Raw genomic sequence first — 18,459 nt, forward strand, 5'->3', positions numbered from 1 at the left:
AGAATAAGTTCAATCTTTTTAGCATCACGCTTTATGAAAAATCAAAACAGTCCTGAAACTATTAAAATTCAAGATCAAAATTTCGGCAATCATATTGAGCATTGGAACCTATTGACTGATACACCCGAAACAGATGTTCCCAAATGGTTAGGATTGGCACTTGATGCTCCAGTGATGCCTATGGGCTTATGTGAAGATGAACAAGATATGGATCAATCATTTTGGTTGATTCAAGGGCCAAAGGGTCAGTCTATTTCAATCAATCAAATTATTGCGGTTGAAAATCAAAAACCACGCGCATTAAAAACAGCATTCCCAAGTTTTGAAAGCCCATATAAATATGATGCACAAATTGAACGTATTATTACTTGTGATTCTGCAACTCAAGCAGTATTGCGCCTGAGTTTAAATAAAAATACGGTTATTTATGCATTTGATAATTTATTTAGTGTTAATCACTGCCAATATGATCAAAATCAAACTTATCAAGTTCAATTTAATGCTTGGGCATATGAATTAGAAGCAGTTGCTGAAAATGAGAAAATCATTGTTGATGACCCTGCATCGATTAAACATCATCGTGCTTTAAATGCTATTTTGGCTGAACATAATGGTGTTGCACCAGAAAACTTACAAGAGCTGATTAACGACTGGCAACCACAAACACCTGAAGATCACGAACCTGTAACCGTTGATTTTTCTAAAATGGTGGCATATTTGTATGGTGAAACATTAGGTCAAGAAGATGAAGCTTGGTTCCAAGGCAATATCGTTGGCAAAACAACCATGCAATTTATGCAAGATGAATATACGCTGTATGATGTGACTTTAGTTTTAGAAGATGATTTACCTGCAATTTTAATTCGAATTGCAACAAAAAATGATTTGTATAAAAACTTTAACATTGGCGAATATATTCGCGGCAACCTATGGATTCAGGCGAATATTTATGCTAAAATTGCACTAAAGTGACAAAAAATCACACAAATGGCATTTTTAGGCGTTCTAATGAAAATTATACCAGAACAAACGACCACCAGTTTGATTCATTCGAGTGATCAAGGTCTTAAACTTGATATTGGTGCTTTTTGCTTTTTTTTACTTGGTATGTTTTTAGCAGCACTCTTTTTTCATCAAATCGGCTTATTTTAATTTTTAGATTTAAATTGTGTTAATAAAAAAGCCCTCATTCATGAGGGCTTTTATTTTATGGATGATAAATTGCTTAACCGTGACGTTTTGCAAACTCGTCCATGAAATTAACCAATGCTTGTACCCCTTCTAAAGGCACAGCATTGTAAATACTTGCACGCATACCACCCACAGAGCGATGACCTGCTAAGTTAAGCAAATGGCTTTGCTCAGCTTCTTTTAAGAAAAGTTTCTCAAGTGCTTCATCTGCAAGTGTAAATGGTACATTCATGATTGAACGATTTGGAATTGCGATTGGATTATTATAAAAATCACTAGAATCAATATATCCATAAAGCAATTTTGCTTTTTCTTGGTTTACTTTATGCATTGCGTCTACACCGCCTTGTTCAAGTAACCATTCAAATACCAAACCAGACAAATACCAAGCATAAGTTGCAGGCGTATTTACCATTGAATCATTTTTTGCCTGATCTGAATATTTCAAAATGCTTGGAATTTCAGGTTTTGCTTGATCTAATAAATCATCACGCACAATAACGATCGTTAAACCTGCTGGGCCAATATTCTTTTGTGCCCCAGCATAAATTAAACCGAATTTACTTACATCTAATGGTGCAGACAAAATACTTGAAGAAAAGTCACATACCAACGGCGCATTAACGTCTGGTACACCTGCAAATTGTAGACCACCAATCGTTTCATTATCCGCATAGTGCACATAAGCCGCATCGTTTGAAAGATTCCAAGTACTTTGCTCAGTAATGGCGTGTTTTCCATCAATGAGCGTACCCGCTTCAATGACATTGATGTCCCCATAACGTTTTGCTTCTTTCAATGCTTTTTCAGACCAAATACCAGTATGAATATAATCAGCTTTCGCATTCTTGCCGAGCAAGTTTAAAGGAATTGCTGAAAATTGAAGCGATGCCCCACCTTGTAAGAACAATATTTTATAGTTCTCAGGAATGTTCATGAGCTTACGCAAATCTGCTTCAGCTTTTTCCGCGACAGCAACATAGTCACTACTACGATGACTCATTTCCATGATCGACAAACCTTTACCTTGCCAATCCAACATTTCTTGTTGAGCTTTCTCTAAAACGGCAGTAGGTAATGCAGCAGGACCAGCGCAGAAATTATAGGCACGCATGAGTTTTCCCTTGTCAAAGTGAAACAAATTGAAATGGGGATTTAATCATAGATTAGCGAAGGTTGCAGCAGCTTATCGAGTAAATATTTAAATTTTAGTGCAAAAAACATATAATTTTTTTAATCTGCTTTTGATTATTTTGATGCATTTTATTCACTGATCACAGTTTAAATTCCATTCTTCTTTATAGATTAAAAACTCTATTTTTTACAAATTCAATACACCAATTGAAGTGATATAACTATTTAATTAAAAACATAATATTTCAATTTTATAAAAAGAATTTAGACTATCTGAGGATATTATTAAATTGCGACATGCTCTTATGTTGAAACAACATGATCGACCGAGCCTTCAGGTCAAACGGTTTCCAAAACAGCTCAGCCTATGTATGAGCCTGATTAGTTGTACCCTATTTTCATTACCATCATTTGCTCAGACCTTCAGTTATAGCCAAGCTGAACAATATGTCGTGCAAAATGCTTATAGTTCTCAAGCGCAACAAGCCTTACAGCAAGCATCGCAATTAGAAATGGAAGCTGTTAAAAATTTAGGCTTACCAAGAATTGATTTAAATGCTCGAGCCTATGCATTTTATAGTGAAACCAGCGTGCCTCTTGAATCAAGTAAACGTCGTTTAGAAAATTCATTAACAAATGGTTTCGATGAAAAATTATCTCAATGGCAAAATGTATTACCTCCAGAAGTCATCGATCAGGTCAGCCAAGGTTTTGATCAAGTTGTTAGCGATGGTTTAAATAAAGTTCCAAATAACTTAGATGTCACTGTTGAAGATCATGATGTTCGTACTTCAGTTTCAATGGTTATGCCGCTATATACAGGTGGAAAAATTAATAGCGCTAAACAAATCGCCACTATTCAAGCAAAACGCTCAAATATTAGTGAAAAACAACAGCAAGATACACAACGTTTCGAAATGATTCAGGCTTATTTCAATGTGCAATTACAACAACAATTAGCCAAGTCAGCGTTGTTTAATTTGAATGCGATGCAAGAACATTATAACAATGCGCTAAAACTTGAAAAACAAGGTTTTATTAATAAGGGACAGCGTATGCAATTTGAAGTTGCACGCAATAATGCTGAACGTACTTACCAAAATGCTCAGTCTAATTTAAAAGCGAGCGAATTTAGTTTACAGAATCTATTACAAACCAAAGAAAGTGTCAGTCTAAGCACCCCACTTTTTGTGAATTTAACTCAGAATCATTCTTTGGATAAATTGCTTGCAAATTATGATCAGAACTCAAGTTTGATTAAAAAACTACAAATAGATACTGAATTGGCCAATGAAAATGTGAAAGTTCAACAAGCCTCTAAAAAACCAAGTGTTTTTGCTTTTGGAGAATACGGCTTAGATAGCAAAGAAAATTGGATTGTGGGTGTGATGGCAAAATACAATTTATTCTCAGGTATAGACAATAATAAAAATATCCGTGCAGCAGAGCTCAAAAAACATGCAGCAGAGCTTATGACTGAACGGACAAAACAAGAAGTCGAAAATGTTTTATACAAATCTTATAGTGAATTAAACTCTTCGCAAAATAGCCATCAATTACTTACCCAGAATACCAAAGCAGCTCAAGAAAATTTAAGAATCCAACAACTTTCATTTAAAGAAGGTATGGGTACTGCAACGCAAGTGATTGACGCACAAAATGCTTTAAGTGCTTTAAAAACTGAAATGGCGCTCAACTCGTATAAATATATTTTATCTTTGGCCACCTTATTACAAAGCTATGGTTCTATTGATGAATTTAAGCTTTACGTTAATCAACCACGTACTGACTATATCCGCTAATTGGAGAAATTTATGAGCCAGAATCCATCATCATCCAATTCAGAACGTGATACAGATCAACTCAATCAAACAACAGATGCTCAAACAAAAGAAAAAGCATCTGAACCAGTTTCTCTAATTGAACATACAGAAAAAGTAGAAACTGAAACAGCACCTTTGAATAAAAAAATTCCACCGAATAAATCATCTAAAAATGGAAAACTCAAACTTATTGGGTTAATTATCCTTATTTTATTATTCGGTTTAATTGCATATGGTCTATGGAAAGCTTATCAACCTCAGACCATTGAATTACAAGGTCGCGTTGAAGCAGAAACAGTACATATCAGCACCAAAGTTCCAAGCCGTATTGAAGAGTTTTACGTCACTGATGGACAACCCGTCAAAAAAGGACAGGCTTTGGTTCGTTTTGTTAGTCCAGAGTTAGAGGCAAAGAAAGAGCAAGCACAAGCAGCGTTACAAAGTGCTACAGCATTTCATTCAACCGTATATCGTGGTGCTCAGCAAGAGAATATCGAAACCTTGTACGCCAACTGGCAAGCAATGAAAACCCAAGCTGATTTGGCAGCAACCACTTATAAACGTGGTGAAAATTTATTTCAACAAGGTGTCATTTCTCGTCAACGCCGTGATGAAATGTTAGCCGCCCAAACTTCGGCACGTGAAACTGCTGAAGCAGCTTATCAACAGTACGCACGCGCTAAACGAGGCAGTACGGAGCAACAAAAATCAACTGCTGATGCACAAGTGGCTATGGCTCAAGCAGCGGTAAAAGAAGCCAATGCTTTAACCGAAGAGACCAAACTATATTCACCGACTGATGGTACTGTTTCTAAAACTTACGGTAAACCAACTGAGTTAGTCGCGACAGGTATCCCTGTAGTAAGCATTATTGAAGACCATGATTTATGGGTAAGTTTGAATGTCCGTGAAGACATGTATAGCTCAATTTATAAAACCAAAACTCTGGAAGGTTTTATTCCTGCACTCAACCGTAAAGCAAATTTTAAAGTGAAAAAAATTGATGCCGAAGGTGATTTTGCAACGATTAAGACAACAAGACAAACTGGCGGTTATGATATTCGTAGTTTCAAATTTCATTTAGTACCAGAACAAACCATTCCAGACCTAAAAGTCGGTATGAGTGTTTTATTTAACATTGCAGAGGCAAAATAACCGATGTTTGCAGTAATGCTTCGGGAGTTGCGCTATTTAAAACGCCATAAAGCTGATTTTTTTATGGCGATCATTGCCCCTTTGTTGGTGATTCTTCTTTTTGGCAATATGTTTGCATCGGGTAAAGCTGAGCATTTACCTATCGTTGTGATTGATCAAGATCAAAGTGAAATGAGCCGTAAAGTCATCCATGCACTGAGTATCAATCATACTTTACAAGTAAAAACCATCACCACTAGCCAAGATGAAGCCGAACAGCTTATTAATAAAACTGAAGCATGGGGATTCGTTTTAATCCCCGATGGTGCAGAACAAAGATTAGTACAAGCACAAGATGCACAAATCAGTATTGCCTACAATCAATCTTTTTTTAGTATTGGGAATACCATTTCCTCTGCAATGCTGATGAGTACATTAAACGGTATGGCAGATTATACGGGACAGAGTTACTTATCAAATGTAATCCCCTACTTGGATGTTCCCACACCAAATATTAAGATTTCTACGCTATATAATCCTAATATGAGCTATGAACTGTTTCTGGAACCATTCATGGTGCCTGCGGTGCTACATCTACTGCTTTGCTGTTGTGTGGCTTTTGCCATTGGACAGGAATTTAAAAGGAAAACCCTGAATAAATGGGTTGACTCAAAACACATTATTTCTAGCCTATTAGGTAAAATTCTGACCTATGTCTTTATTTTTTGTGCGTGGACATGGTGCTGGATGTTTTGGCTAGCACATATTCGTGGCTACTTTATTGCAGGCTCGCTCAGCCTAATTTTGCTTGCACAATTTTTACTTTATTTTTCCTATGCTGTCATCAGCAGTACTGTTGTATTAGCCACCAAAGATCTACCTAAAACCTTTGGTTTTATTGCACTTTACGGTGGATCATCACCTAGTTTCTCGGGAATTACCCTCCCCCTGAATAATGCACCAGCATTTACTCAATTTTGGTCAATGATTATTCCTTATACGCCTTATGCAAAACTACAAACTGAGCAATGGGTGATCGGTAGCGATATTGCCGTATCTCTCATTCCTTTTGGTATTTTAGTTATTTTCTCTGCTCTTTATTTAGGTTTAAGTATTCGTTTATTGAAGAAAAATATTCAGGAGCAAAATCAATGAAATCATTTTGCTTCTATTACATCCAAACGTTTAAAAATATTGTTGCAAATAGTTCTGTATTTACCACATTGATTGCAGCTGTAATCATGTATAGTTTTTTCTATCCTACTGCTTATAAAGCTCAGTCGGCAGCAGATATCCCAATTGTGATTGTTGACCAAGAACAAAGTATTTTAACCTCAAAAATTATTAGTCAAGCTGCTAATAGTCCACATATTCGAATCACAACAGTTACCGATAATTTCCTAGAAGCTGAGAAACTCGTAAAAAATCAGAAAGCTGAAGGCATTTTACTTTTACCCGAAAATCTTACCAATAGTTTGAAACGCGGCGAAATGGGTGGAATCGGTCTTTACCTAAGTACAGCCTATTTCATTCGAACCAAAGAAGTGGGAATTGGTCTAGCGACTTCAATTGAAGCGAGTTTACAAGAATATTTAGAAAAATTTGGCAAAGCTTCTTCATTTCATCCTGAGATATCAATTCATCAGATTCCTCTATTTAATACATTATCTGGCTATGGCAGCTATATTTTTCCTGCTGTATCCAGTCTTATTATTCATCAAACCATATTACTCGGGCTCGCAATGTTGATTGCGAGCTATAGAGAAAAAGGTTGGGTTGCCAACCGATCAGAGTTTTTTGCGATTTTTGCTGCAATATTAACCATCGGATGTTTAGGTTGTCTCTATTTATTTGGCTTCACCTTTTGGTTATATGAATATCCGCATGGGGGTAATTTCTGGGGAATGCTATTCGCTGTTCCAATTTATGTGAGTTGTATCATTGGTTTAGCAATGCTTATTGGTTCATTGGTGGATATGCCCGAACGAGTCGGACATTTAATTGTTGTGACTTCAGTGCCTTTGTTTCTATTAACAGGAACAGCATGGCCACATCAAGCTATGCCTGAATGGATGCAATTCTTGGCGTGGTTACTACCATCCACCAATGGCGTACAAGTGTTCGTACAACTGAATCAGATGGGGGTCGCAACATCCATTGTTGTTCCTAAACTTATTTATCTTGCGACGGTAGCTGCAATTTTACTGGCACTTTCTTATTATCGGTTAGTGATGATGAAATCAATAAAAAAGGAAGCCGATTAGCTTCCTTTTTTATGATCTTAGATGACTTACGCTTCTGGCGTATCATCTTTTGGTTCTACTGTCGCTTCTTCAGAAGTTACAGCCTCAACCTCTGTATTTTCCGTTTCTTCTGTAACGTCTAACTCTTCGTCATCTTCTACAGCTGCAATCGAAACAACACCGACTAAGGTTTCAGCATCGCTTAAGCGGATTAAACGAACACCTTGTGCATTACGACCTGTGGTTGCAACCTCAGCAGCACGGGTACGCACTAGTGTGCCCCCATCAGAAATCAGCATCAGCTCTTTGCTTTCATCAATGGATACCGCACCAACTAGCTCACCATTACGTTCGCTGGTCTTGATTGCAATCACACCTTTACCACCACGTTTCTTGGTTGGGAAGTCATCCACTGGTGTACGTTTACCATATCCGTTTGCACAAGCACACAGTACTTCACCCGTTTCAGGTACAACCACAAGTGAAACAATACGACTGACAACATTCGAATCTGATGAATCATCATTGTCATCGCTATCATCATTTTCGACTTCAGCATCCTCAGATTCAACGGTATTGCTTGCAAAACTCACACGCATACCACGCACGCCTTTGGCCGTACGTCCCATCGCACGAACATCTGTTTCAGCAAAACGAATTGCCTTCCCTTCGTTCGAGAACAACATGATCTGCTGATTACCATCGGTAATTGCAACACCGATTAAAGTATCTTCTTCGTTCAACTCAATCGCACGTAAACCATTAGAACGAACATTGCTAAATTGTGCTAATTCAACACGTTTAACCGTACCTGATGCTGTTGCCATGAATACATAGTGATTTTCAGGGAATTCAGTCAACGGTAAGATTGCAGTCACGGTTTCATTTGCATCCAATGGAAGCAAATTAATAATTGGACGACCTTTTGCACCACGTGAAGCTTGCGGAACCTCAAACACTCTCAAGCGATAAACTTTACCAACATTGGTAAAGCACAATACTGTCGCGTGATTCGATGCAACAATCAAATGTTGAATAATATCATCATCTTTCATCGAAGTTGCAGACTTACCACGACCACCACGACGTTGCGCTTGATAATCAGAAAGTGGTTGAGTTTTCGCATAACCTGTTTGAGAAACAGTCAATACCACTTGTTCTTCTGGGATCAAATCTTCACGGCAGAAATCAACGCCTGATTCAACAATTTCAGTACGACGCCCATCACCATATTGTTGCAAGATTAAAGCAAGCTCTTCACGGATCACATTCATCAATAAATTAAAATCATTGAGAATTGCTGTTAATTCAGCGATTTGACCTAAGATTTCAGAGTATTCTGCATGTAACTTGTCTTGTTCGAGACCCGTTAAACGATGCAAACGCAATTCCAGAATTGCGGCAACCTGTGTTGGAGATAAACGATAAATATCACCTGACAAGCCAAATGGACGTGTAGGGTCTTCGCCTTCAATCTCATCGGGACGAACAGAAATCGCACCTGCTTTTTCAAGTAGTGTAACCACACCACCGCCTGCCCACTCACCTGCCTGTAAACGCTCACGTGCTTCAGCGGGGTTAGCAGAAGTTTTAATGGTTTCAATAATGGCATCAATATTTGCCAAGGCAACCGTTAAACCCTCTAAGATATGTCCACGTTCACGTGCTTTACGCAATTCGAACATGGTACGGCGAGTCACGACTTCTTGGCGATGACGAATAAATGCCGCAATAATATCTTTCAGGTTCATCAACTTAGGCTGACCGTTGTCTAAGCAAACCATGTTGATGCTGAACGAGTTTTGAAGTTGGGTATGCAGGAATAAGTTATTCACTGCAACTTCTGCATTTTCACCACGCTTCAAGTCGATCGCAATACGCATACCGTCTTTATCTGACTCGTCGCGCAGTTCAGAAATACCTTCAAGTTTCTTTTCTTTCACTAACTCGGCAATACGCTCAATGGTTTTTGCCTTGTTAACCTGGTAAGGAATCTCAGTAAAGACAATCGTCGTACGACCCGTTTTTTGATCTTCTTCGAAGTGATATTTACCACGGATATGCAAACGCCCTTTACCAGTCCGATAGGCATCAACAATGCCTGATTTACCGTAAATAATACCGCCTGTAGGGAAATCTGGACCCGTAATATGCTCCATCAAGCCTTCAATCGAAATATTCGGATTATTGGCATAGGCTAAACATGCATTCACCACTTCTGTCATGTTATGCGGCGCCATATTGGTCGCCATACCTACCGCAATACCCGTCGTACCATTAATCAAAAGATTTGGAATACGTGTCGGCATCACTTGAGGAATACGCTCAGAACCGTCGTAGTTATCTTCCCAATCAACAGTATCTTTTTCTAAGTCTGCTAAGATTTCATGGGTGAGCTTCTGCATACGAACTTCGGTATAACGCATTGCTGCTGCGCTATCCCCATCGACAGAACCGAAGTTACCTTGACCATCCACCAGCATATAACGCAAACTAAAGTCCTGCGCCATACGAACAATGGTTTCATATACCGCAATGTCACCGTGAGGATGGTATTTACCGATCACGTCCCCGACAACACGAGCAGACTTTTTGTATGCTTTGTTATAATCATTGCCCAATTCATGCATTGCAAACAACACACGACGGTGAACAGGTTTAAGACCGTCTCTCACATCTGGCAATGCACGAGATACAATTACGCTCATCGCGTAATCTAGATATGAATGCTTGAGTTCGTCCTCAATGGCAATCGGTCTAATTTCCGATACGCTCATGCATACTCCTTGTTTACAAGTAGATGGCTCTACTTGTTTTTATGTATTCAATCTTGCAAAAAATTAGTTCAGAAAATTGAACTAAAATTAAAAAATATTGCGAAAAATTATAGCATAAATGACAGGTTAACTGGGAGTTTGCTAATCTGAAAATAGCATTTTTTTACAATAAAAAATTTATTAGAATTAATAAGTTAAAAATCTAGTTTTCCATTTTTTAGTGAATAGAATAAAAGGTTACTTTTTAATCAAAATAAAGGCATTTTTAATAAAATATTCAATCCAGTTTTTTAAAATCAGCGGTATAAATAGGCACATTCTCTTTGAAAGAAAATTAAGTCTAGCTCCAAGGACTTTGCTGTTAGCTCAAAGATCATGCTGTGCATTTGACCTCGATGATGCGTTTGATGGTTAAATAGGTGTGCCAATATTTCAATCAAAGGCTCAGTATAAATTTGACCTCGACGGACATAACTAATGGTTTGATGGAATGAAACTTCATCATGTTCATGAATAAAATTTATCAGACTTTGATCATGTTCAATTCGAGCATTCTCTAATTGGGCGAGTTGATTATAAAGAATTTCATCCAAAGTATACGTTGATGCAACAACACCTTTGATACGCTCAAACCAAAGTATATCTCCTACCAACACATGATTTGCCATTTGCATAAGGGATTTAAAATAAACTTTACAATCTTGATTTAATTGCTCCTCTGTTAAGCCGATGAGCGTAGAAAATAACGTTTGATTTGCCCACTGATTATAATGAGCCAGCATCAGAAAATAGGTCTTAAAAGTATAATTCATGGGTAATGCTCTCATTTATTTATTCTTATTTTTAACATAAAAAAACGCCCCTTTCGGAGCGTTTCAAACTTAATTCAGAGAATTAAAGTTTAGATACCAATTCTGGTACAACAGTGTTCAAATCGCCCACTAACCAGTAGTCAGCAACGCTGTTGATTGGCGCTTCTTCGTCTTTGTTGATTGCAACAATAACTTTAGAATCTTTCATACCCGCTAAGTGCTGAATCGCACCAGAGATACCGATTGCCAAGTAAAGATCTGGCGCAACGATTTTACCAGTTTGACCAACTTGGAAATCGTTTGGTACGAAACCAGCATCTACCGCAGCACGTGAAGCACCTTGAGCAGCACCAAGCTTATCAGCTAATGGGTCAAGTACTTTGTGATAGTTTTCACCAGAACCTACACCACGACCACCAGAAACAACGATACGCGCAGCAGTTAATTCTGGACGATCAAGTTTCACGATTTCTTCGCTTACAAACTTAGAAATACCAGCATCTTTCGCTTCAGCAACAGCTTCAACTGCAGCAGAACCGCCTTCAGCAGCTGCAGCATCAAATGCTGTACCACGAACTGTACCAACGATGATTGCTTCGTCAGATTGAACAGTTGCGATTGCGTTACCTGCATAGATAGGACGCTTGAAAGTATTTGCAGATTCAACAGCAATGATGTCTGAAATCATGCTTACGTCAAGAAGTGCAGCAACACGTGGAAGAATGTTCTTACCAGTTGTTGTAGAAGCAGCTAATACGTATTTGTAACCTTTCGCTAAATCCGCAACTAAAGCAGCTACGTTTTCAGCCAATTGGTTTGCATAAGCAGCATTGTCAGCAAGTAATACTTTACTCACACCAGCAACTTTAGCAGCAGCATCAGCAACTGCTTGAGCGCCAGAACCAGCTACTAATACAGTAATATCACCACCGATTTTTTGAGCTGCCGCAACAACGTTTAAAGTTGCACCGTTAAGTGTCTGGTTGTTGTGATCAGCGATAACTAAAATACTCATGATTGTATCCTTCTGTATTAGATCACTTTCGCTTCGTTTTTCAATTTTTCAACAAGCTCGTCTACAGACTTCACTTGTACGCCAGCTTTACGTTCAGCAGGTGCTTCAACTTTAACTGTTTTAAGTTTAGTACCAGTTGCAACGCCGTAGTCAGCAGGAGACTTAGTATCAAGCGGTTTTTTACGCGCTTTCATGATGTTTGGAAGAGCAGCATAACGTGGCTCATTCAAACGTAAGTCAGTTGTGATGATTGCTGGAAGACCAAGCTCAACAGTTTGTAAACCGCCATCAACTTCACGAGTAACTTGTACTTTACCGCCGTCAACTTTAACTTCAGATGCAAAAGTACCTTGACCAGCACCAAGTAAAGCACCAAGCATTTGACCTACTTGGTTAGAGTCATCATCAATTGCTTGTTTACCAAGAAGAATTAGTTCTGGTTTTTCAGCATCAACAACGCCTTTTAAAATTTTAGCAACTTCTAAAGCGCCAATTTCATCAGCAGTTTCAACTAAGATACCACGGTCAGCGCCTAAAGCCATTGCAGAACGAATTTGTTCTTGCGCGTCTTTAGAACCCACTGAAACAACAACGATTTCTGAAATCGTTCCTTTTTCTTTTAAGCGAACCGCTTCTTCGACTGCGATTTCACAGAATGGGTTAATTGACATCTTAACGTTAGTAAGGTCAACCCCAGTATTGTCCGGCTTAACACGAACTTTAACGTTGGCATCAACCACACGTTTTACAGCGACAAGAGCCTTCATGTAATCCTCGGCTGTTCTAAGCAAGTAAATGTAGTGAAGAGCATTCTAACTCTTCGATCGAAACTTTTTAGGTGCCCTATCTTGCAATGTATTTGGCATTTCGGTCAAGTCACAATTTTCGCTATGACTGTAAAAAAGATGAAATGCTCAGTTCACTAATTTTGGCAGGTTATTCAGCATATAAATATTATTATACTTTCAGCACTTATATTAGAGTTTGATTTAGCTAATATTTTATATAATTCAACCACCTAAAATGGTTATATAAAAACACGTACAAAAGATCTGTAACCGATCATTTCTGATAAATCTTAATCCAATTTACATTTTGCAAAAACTTGGCAATAAAGTAAGAATGTTTGTTCAATAAATTGCGAATACAAATAAAAAAACAGTCGGTTATTAAACATTCAAGTTTGCAACATCATGTATTGTTTATAATCTAATTTTACTCAAAAAAGAATACCGCAATTACCATTTAAACATTGGTAATGGACTCCATGGCTTATGCAAAAAACGTTTAAACCCAAGAAACATCAAATTCTTATGAAAACCACAATTCGGATATTGTTGCGTTAAATATTTAAAAGTTTGAAAGGGAATATTTGAACGTAATAATCCTAATGAAAAATCGGCATAATCAGCCTTTCTAAAATGCTCAACTAAGGGATATTGATCACATTCGGTAGTTGTTAGCTTGTGATGCTCCGTAATCATTAAAGTTAGTTCATTTTGCCAATCAGATAGTTGATTGATTTCAAGATATTGCCTCATCTGCTGCACAGAGGGTTGAATGTAATCAATCGTTTTTGCTGTCCAAATACCAATATCATGAAAAGCAACCGCAATTGCAATTTTATCACGGGTTTGTTGGCACTCATCTTGGGCTAGGATTAAACAACAAACAGCCACACGCTTACAATGATTCAAATAACCTTGATAGTCTGCACCTATTATTGTTTGATATTGAAATAAAATCTTCTCAATATAATTCGCACACTGAATAAATACTTCATTATCCAACGATAAAGCTGTTTCTTGTTGTTCACTCATTTTTTTGTGCTCGCGGATGGGCTTGATCATAGACTTTTGCTAATTGATCAAAATCAACATGGGTATAAATTTGGGTCGTTGATAAATTACTGTGTCCTAACATCTCCTGAACTGAGCGTAAATCACCGCTTGCTGAAAGCATATGGCTAGCAAAACAATGGCGTAATAAATGCGGATGTACATCGACATTAACACCTGCTCTTTGTGCTTGCAATTTAACGCGATTTTCAATTTGACGAGATTGTAATGTATTTCCTCGTTGTGAGATGAAAACTGCTGATTCGGCAGTAAAATTTCCTTGCCAAATTCGGTAAACTTTAAGCCATTCAATCAAGCCTTGTTTTGCCTTGCTTCCAAACGGCACAACTCTCATTTTGTTGCCTTTACCCATTATACGCAACAATTGTCGATTAAAATCAATATCCTTAATCTTTAACCCTTGTAATTCGGCTAAGCGCAATCCACTGGAATAAAGAAGTTCAAGCATTGCTTTATCACGTAGCCATAGTTGTTGTTCGATCGGCTTCTCGGGCGCTGCCTGATCTAGAATCTGATTCACTGTTTCAATATCAATCATCCCAGGCAAAGGACGCGGCTGGCGCTTTAATCGAAAGTCTTCAGATGGATTTTGTTGTAGATACTGACCTTGCTCAGCCCACTTCATAAACTGACGAATTGATGTTAAATGGCGTTGCAGACTACTCGAACTCAATTGATCTTGCTCAACTCGTGCAGCCAAGTATTCTCTTAAATCAGATGCTTCGACATCTTCTAATCGTAGCTTTTTGTATTCACAAAAATTTAAAAAATCGGTTAAATCACGTTGATATGCTGCAATCGTATGTTCCGATTGATTTTGAATAATGCGTTCTTTTAACCACATGGAAAGAAGTTTTATAGGAGTTTCCAAATTTCTCTCCATCTTGGAATATCGACCAACTTGTATTTTAACAAATTTTCTTCTGATTTATCTTTAAACAAATCTCAAAGTATATATAGCTGTGTAATACAATATATTTCAAGTTTTTTGTAGCGCCATCACCATGTCAATGTTGCTTATCCCTTATCTCATTGCAATCTCAATTCTTACGATTACTCCTGGTCTAGATACAACACTCATCATCCGTACCGCAACACTTGAAGGTAAAATGAAAGCATTTCAAGCAGCTTTAGGAATTAATCTAGGTTGTATTGTGTGGGGAGTGATCGTGGCCTGTGGCTTAGGTGCATTGTTGATGACTTCGGATCTTGCTTTTAATGCTTTGAAATGGATCGGGGCAATTTACCTGACATGGTTAGGACTTAATCTGCTTTTAAAACCTCGTAGCAAACTTGCGAGTTTAAATAATTCAGCAGTGACAAGGCAAAATTGGTTTATGAAAGGTTTTTGGGGAAATTTACTCAATCCCAAAGTCGGTATTTTCTATATTTCCTTTTTGCCACAGTTTATTCCACAGTCTGCATCTCCAGTAATTTGGACCATGAGTCTTGTGATGATACATGTCGTAATCGGATTGATCTGGTCAATTTTTCTAATTGCTGCGATGCAGTCCATTTCCACTTATTTAAAGCAACCTAAATTTATTCGATATATGGATCGCGTCACAGGAAGTATTTTTATCGTGTTTGCACTGAAACTAGCATTGAGTAAGCGATAAGTCATAAAAAAAAGCGTGCTGGTATCACAGCACGCTTTTTATACGTTTTAATCATGGTCTAAATCATTTTTAAATAGGCATTTATTTGTATTGCCACTTCATCTGCATCCTGCTTTGCCAGCCCATGATCACCACCCTCGACAATATAAAGTTTTGATTTTTTAAGTATCTGATTTAAATATTGCCCAACTTCGATTGGGCTAACTGAATCTTGATCGCCCCAAATGAGTAATGTTTCTACCTCTATCGTAGATAGAAATTCCTCATAATCGACCTTTGTCGTCACAAACCAATCAGGGGATTCCAAATATTCCTGTCGATAAAGCTGACGCCAATCTTGCACCTGAAATCGATCTAAATTGATTCCACCTGAAGTTGCAATCAATACAAGACCTTTAACTAAATCAGTTTTCTGTAAGGCCGCAGCAATTGCAAAAATCCCACCCATGGATTGAGCGATGAGAATAGAAGGTTGCTGAATCTGTGCAACAACATAATTGCTCAGATCATCAAAATTGTTAATCTCTGGATCAGTTGCCACACCATGAAAGCCTGGATAATGAATTATTTGTCTGGTGTAGGCTTCTGGAAGTTTGGCAACTAAAGGATTCCACAATTGAGTATTTCCAGACGCACCTGCAAGAAAAACTAAATGATTCATTGTTATCCTTTGAAATTATAATTTTCTCTTCATGTAGACACTCCATTTAGGAATGTCTACTGATTCCAAGATTAACCTTGGAAATATCGTAAATCCAATCGTGCATCGTAGACATGCGTGGTTGGACCTGTCATCCAAACCACATCACCTTCACGCCAAGCGATATGCAACTTACCACCTGCAAGCTGAACTTCAACTTCATTGGCAAGTAAACCACGGCGCATACCACTCACCGCTGCTGCACAAGCCCCTGTACCACAGGCTAAAGTCTCGCCGACACCACGTTCAAACACACGCAAACGGATATGCTTTTCATCAATGATTTGCATGAAACCAGCATTCACCCGTGAAGGGAACCGTATATGTGATTCTACTTGTGGGCCAATACGCTCAACATCAGCAGTTAATACATCAGGTACGATAGTCACAGCATGAGGATTCCCCATATTCACCACATCAATATTGATGCTTTTTTCATTTGCCAAAGCAAGCGAATACAAGCCCTCAATATCCTCATGCTCCTGAGCAATAAATGGAATTTCTTCTGGAAGAAACTTTGGTGGGCCCATATTAACCCGAACCCACCCATTGGCACCCAATTCAGGCTCTACAATACCCGCTTTAGTTTGTACACGAATTTTAGTTTTGGTCGTCAGTTGACGTTCATGTACAAAGCGAGCAAAACAACGTACACCATTACCACATTGTTCTACTTCTGAACCATCGGCATTAAAAATACGATATTTAAAATCAACATCAGGAAAATCAGGTGGTTCAACAATCAAAAGTTGATCAAAACCCACACCAAAATGACGATCGGCTAAACGCTGAATAGTGATAGTATCTAAATAAGCACGCTGCGTGATCAGGTCTACAACCATAAAGTCATTGCCCAAACCATGCATTTTGGTAAATTCTAAATACATTGTATCTTACTCCTCAGGCAGTAAACGTTCTTTTTCCCACAGTGATTCTATGCTTTCACGCTCACGAATTACATAGGCTTGATCACCACTGACCATAACTTCGGCAGCACGACCACGCGTGTTGTAGTTCGAGCTCATTACAAAACCGTAGGCACCTGCACCTAATACAGCAAGGACATCATTTTCTTGAAGTGCTAAATCACGCTCTTTACCCAAGAAATCACCTGTTTCACAGATTGCACCAACTAAATCCCAAGTTTTAACTTCAACATCAGGATTTGGATTGACTGACTGAATATCCATCCACGCTTCATATAAAGCTGGGCGAATTAAGTCATTCATCGCTGCATCGATAATGGCAAAGTTACGATGATTCGTCGGCTTGAGTAAATCCACCTTGGTGAGTAATGCACCTGCATTGGCAGAAATACTACGTCCTGGTTCCATATACACTTTGAGACCGAGCTTTTCTAAAGCTGGACGCATTGAATTAGCATACTCTTCAACACTTGGCGGAGTTTCATCTTTATAACAAACGCCTAGACCACCACCAATATCAATATGTTTGAGGTTGATGCCCAGACCTTTCAACTGTTCAATCATCACAATGACCCGATCAAGCGCATCAACAAAAGGCTTGGTTTCTGTCAATTGCGAACCGATGTGGCAGTCAATACCGACAATCTCAAGATTTGGTAATGACGCCGCATATTGATAAGTCTCATTGACCGTATCACTTGGAATACCAAACTTGTTTTCTTTCAAACCTGTTGAGATATAGGGATGAGTTTTCGCATCGACATCTGGGTTTACACGTAATGAAATCGGGGCTTTTTTTTCTAATTTTGCGGCTACTTTTTGGATCCGATCAAGTTCAGCATGAGATTCAACATTGAAACATGCAATACCTACGGTCAAAGCCTTTTCAATGTCAGCTTCAGATTTACCTAAACCAGAAAATACAATTTTTGAAGGTTCACCACCTGCTGCGAGAACACGTGCTAGTTCCCCACCCGTCACAATATCAAAACCTGCACCAAGTTTTGCTAATACATTCAGAACAGCGATATTTGAGTTTGACTTCACTGCAAAACAGATTTGATGATCAATAAAATCAAAAGCACGATGCATATCTAAATAATGCTTCTCAAATGTAGATTTTGAGTAAACATATAAAGGCGTGCCAAATTGCTGTGCGAGCTGATCTAATGAACATTGCTCAGCATGCAATACTCCATTAATGCGAGTGAAACTCATGAAGATGT

General features: G+C 38.3%; 17 protein-coding genes. 7 read left to right on the forward strand and 10 right to left on the reverse strand.

Going from position 1 to position 18,459, the window contains the following annotated elements; all coding sequences use genetic code 11:
• Window positions 1-33: 33 nt before the first annotated feature.
• Together NO346_RS06395 and NO346_RS06400 are read left to right on the forward strand one after the other, a co-directional pair.
• On the forward strand, window positions 34-972 hold the full coding sequence (locus NO346_RS06395) for a hypothetical protein (RefSeq protein ID WP_256414634.1): 939 nt from the start codon (window positions 34-36) through the stop codon (window positions 970-972).
• A 36-nt stretch (window positions 973-1,008) separates the two neighbouring features.
• Window positions 1,009-1,152, forward strand: a complete 144-nt coding sequence (locus tag NO346_RS06400; protein ID WP_171287519.1) for a hypothetical protein — start codon at window positions 1,009-1,011, stop codon at window positions 1,150-1,152.
• A 73-nt stretch (window positions 1,153-1,225) separates the two neighbouring features.
• On the opposite strand, the gene serC is transcribed toward NO346_RS06400, so the two are convergent.
• Window positions 1,226-2,305, reverse strand: a complete 1,080-nt coding sequence (gene serC / locus NO346_RS06405) for a 3-phosphoserine/phosphohydroxythreonine transaminase (RefSeq protein ID WP_256414635.1) — start codon at window positions 2,303-2,305, stop codon at window positions 1,226-1,228.
• Between the two features lie 325 nt (window positions 2,306-2,630).
• Here serC and NO346_RS06410 point away from each other — a divergent pair, with 325 nt between their 5' ends.
• Genes NO346_RS06410 through NO346_RS06425 form a run of 4 tightly spaced genes read left to right on the forward strand, consistent with a single transcriptional unit; the run spans window position 2,631 to window position 7,546 of the window.
• Window positions 2,631-4,127, forward strand: a complete 1,497-nt coding sequence (locus NO346_RS06410; protein WP_256414661.1) for a TolC family protein — start codon at window positions 2,631-2,633, stop codon at window positions 4,125-4,127.
• A 12-nt stretch (window positions 4,128-4,139) separates the two neighbouring features.
• Window positions 4,140-5,303 (forward strand): HlyD family secretion protein, encoded by a 1,164-nt coding sequence (locus NO346_RS06415; protein WP_256414636.1) that lies wholly within the window; start codon window positions 4,140-4,142, stop codon window positions 5,301-5,303.
• Between the two features lie 3 nt (window positions 5,304-5,306).
• The gene (locus NO346_RS06420; RefSeq protein WP_256414637.1) at window positions 5,307-6,437 is read left to right on the forward strand and encodes an ABC transporter permease; all 1,131 of its coding nucleotides are present in this window, start codon (window positions 5,307-5,309) and stop codon (window positions 6,435-6,437) included.
• A complete protein-coding gene (locus tag NO346_RS06425) occupies window positions 6,434-7,546 on the forward strand; it encodes an ABC transporter permease (protein WP_005161334.1) in 1,113 nt (370 codons plus the stop codon). The genes NO346_RS06420 and NO346_RS06425 overlap by 4 nt, the downstream gene beginning before the upstream one ends.
• A gap of 26 nt (window positions 7,547-7,572) precedes the next feature.
• Here the strand turns inward: NO346_RS06425 and gyrA are convergent, their stop codons facing one another.
• The 6 genes from gyrA to xerA form a co-directional block, all read right to left on the reverse strand.
• Window positions 7,573-10,302: a DNA gyrase subunit A gene (gyrA, locus tag NO346_RS06430; protein ID WP_256414638.1), complete on the reverse strand. Its 2,730-nt coding sequence runs from the start codon at window positions 10,300-10,302 to the stop codon at window positions 7,573-7,575.
• A gap of 296 nt (window positions 10,303-10,598) precedes the next feature.
• The gene (locus tag NO346_RS06435) at window positions 10,599-11,114 is read right to left on the reverse strand and encodes a DinB family protein (RefSeq protein WP_256414639.1); all 516 of its coding nucleotides are present in this window, start codon (window positions 11,112-11,114) and stop codon (window positions 10,599-10,601) included.
• An 82-nt stretch (window positions 11,115-11,196) separates the two neighbouring features.
• Window positions 11,197-12,129, reverse strand: a complete 933-nt coding sequence (locus NO346_RS06440) for an electron transfer flavoprotein subunit alpha/FixB family protein (protein WP_256414640.1) — start codon at window positions 12,127-12,129, stop codon at window positions 11,197-11,199.
• A gap of 17 nt (window positions 12,130-12,146) precedes the next feature.
• Window positions 12,147-12,896 (reverse strand): electron transfer flavoprotein subunit beta/FixA family protein, encoded by a 750-nt coding sequence (locus NO346_RS06445; protein ID WP_004661090.1) that lies wholly within the window; start codon window positions 12,894-12,896, stop codon window positions 12,147-12,149.
• Window positions 12,897-13,367: 471 nt separating this feature from the next.
• Window positions 13,368-13,949 (reverse strand): HD domain-containing protein, encoded by a 582-nt coding sequence (locus NO346_RS06450; protein WP_087536381.1) that lies wholly within the window; start codon window positions 13,947-13,949, stop codon window positions 13,368-13,370.
• Window positions 13,942-14,832 carry a site-specific tyrosine recombinase/integron integrase gene (gene xerA, locus NO346_RS06455; RefSeq protein ID WP_256414662.1) on the reverse strand — a complete coding sequence of 297 codons (891 nt, stop codon included), beginning with the start codon at window positions 14,830-14,832 and terminating at the stop codon, window positions 13,942-13,944. The genes NO346_RS06450 and xerA overlap by 8 nt, the downstream gene beginning before the upstream one ends.
• A 160-nt stretch (window positions 14,833-14,992) precedes the next feature.
• Here xerA and NO346_RS06460 point away from each other — a divergent pair, with 160 nt between their 5' ends.
• Window positions 14,993-15,607, forward strand: a complete 615-nt coding sequence (locus NO346_RS06460; RefSeq protein WP_256414641.1) for a LysE family translocator — start codon at window positions 14,993-14,995, stop codon at window positions 15,605-15,607.
• A 58-nt stretch (window positions 15,608-15,665) separates the two neighbouring features.
• Here NO346_RS06460 and NO346_RS06465 read toward each other — a convergent pair whose 3' ends face one another.
• The 3 genes from NO346_RS06465 to lysA all read right to left on the reverse strand — a co-directional run bounded on the left by NO346_RS06465 (window position 15,666) and on the right by lysA (window position 18,451).
• Entirely contained in the window at window positions 15,666-16,268 is a 603-nt protein-coding gene (locus NO346_RS06465) for an alpha/beta fold hydrolase (protein ID WP_256414642.1), read from the reverse strand.
• A 71-nt stretch (window positions 16,269-16,339) separates the two neighbouring features.
• Window positions 16,340-17,194, reverse strand: coding sequence for a diaminopimelate epimerase (gene dapF / locus NO346_RS06470; RefSeq protein ID WP_256414643.1), 855 nt, complete (start codon window positions 17,192-17,194; stop codon window positions 16,340-16,342).
• Between the two features lie 6 nt (window positions 17,195-17,200).
• Window positions 17,201-18,451, reverse strand: coding sequence for a diaminopimelate decarboxylase (lysA, locus tag NO346_RS06475; RefSeq protein ID WP_087536376.1), 1,251 nt, complete (start codon window positions 18,449-18,451; stop codon window positions 17,201-17,203).
• Window positions 18,452-18,459 lie beyond the last annotated feature (8 nt).

It is taken from the genome of Acinetobacter sp. 5862 (assembly GCF_024494585.1).
GTDB lineage: Bacteria > Pseudomonadota > Gammaproteobacteria > Pseudomonadales > Moraxellaceae > Acinetobacter.

What these genes read in the sequence shown, in the direction of transcription:
- NO346_RS06425 (WP_005161334.1), top strand. Translation starts at nt 6,434, where the DNA reads ATGAAATCATTTTGCTTCTATTACATCCAAACGTTTAAAAATATTGTT.
- NO346_RS06400 (WP_171287519.1), top strand. Translation starts at nt 1,009, where the DNA reads ATGAAAATTATACCAGAACAAACGACCACCAGTTTGATTCATTCGAGT.
- NO346_RS06420 (WP_256414637.1), top strand. Translation starts at nt 5,307, where the DNA reads ATGTTTGCAGTAATGCTTCGGGAGTTGCGCTATTTAAAACGCCATAAA.
- NO346_RS06440 (WP_256414640.1), bottom strand. Translation starts at nt 12,129, where the DNA reads ATGAGTATTTTAGTTATCGCTGATCACAACAACCAGACACTTAACGGT.
- NO346_RS06450 (WP_087536381.1), bottom strand. Translation starts at nt 13,949, where the DNA reads ATGAGTGAACAACAAGAAACAGCTTTATCGTTGGATAATGAAGTATTT.
- NO346_RS06465 (WP_256414642.1), bottom strand. Translation starts at nt 16,268, where the DNA reads ATGAATCATTTAGTTTTTCTTGCAGGTGCGTCTGGAAATACTCAATTG.
- NO346_RS06395 (WP_256414634.1), top strand. Translation starts at nt 34, where the DNA reads ATGAAAAATCAAAACAGTCCTGAAACTATTAAAATTCAAGATCAAAAT.
- NO346_RS06445 (WP_004661090.1), bottom strand. Translation starts at nt 12,896, where the DNA reads ATGAAGGCTCTTGTCGCTGTAAAACGTGTGGTTGATGCCAACGTTAAA.
- serC (WP_256414635.1), bottom strand. Translation starts at nt 2,305, where the DNA reads ATGCGTGCCTATAATTTCTGCGCTGGTCCTGCTGCATTACCTACTGCC.
- NO346_RS06435 (WP_256414639.1), bottom strand. Translation starts at nt 11,114, where the DNA reads ATGAATTATACTTTTAAGACCTATTTTCTGATGCTGGCTCATTATAAT.
- lysA (WP_087536376.1), bottom strand. Translation starts at nt 18,451, where the DNA reads ATGAGTTTCACTCGCATTAATGGAGTATTGCATGCTGAGCAATGTTCA.
- gyrA (WP_256414638.1), bottom strand. Translation starts at nt 10,302, where the DNA reads ATGAGCGTATCGGAAATTAGACCGATTGCCATTGAGGACGAACTCAAG.
- NO346_RS06410 (WP_256414661.1), top strand. Translation starts at nt 2,631, where the DNA reads ATGTTGAAACAACATGATCGACCGAGCCTTCAGGTCAAACGGTTTCCA.
- xerA (WP_256414662.1), bottom strand. Translation starts at nt 14,832, where the DNA reads ATGTGGTTAAAAGAACGCATTATTCAAAATCAATCGGAACATACGATT.
- NO346_RS06415 (WP_256414636.1), top strand. Translation starts at nt 4,140, where the DNA reads ATGAGCCAGAATCCATCATCATCCAATTCAGAACGTGATACAGATCAA.
- NO346_RS06460 (WP_256414641.1), top strand. Translation starts at nt 14,993, where the DNA reads ATGTCAATGTTGCTTATCCCTTATCTCATTGCAATCTCAATTCTTACG.
- dapF (WP_256414643.1), bottom strand. Translation starts at nt 17,194, where the DNA reads ATGTATTTAGAATTTACCAAAATGCATGGTTTGGGCAATGACTTTATG.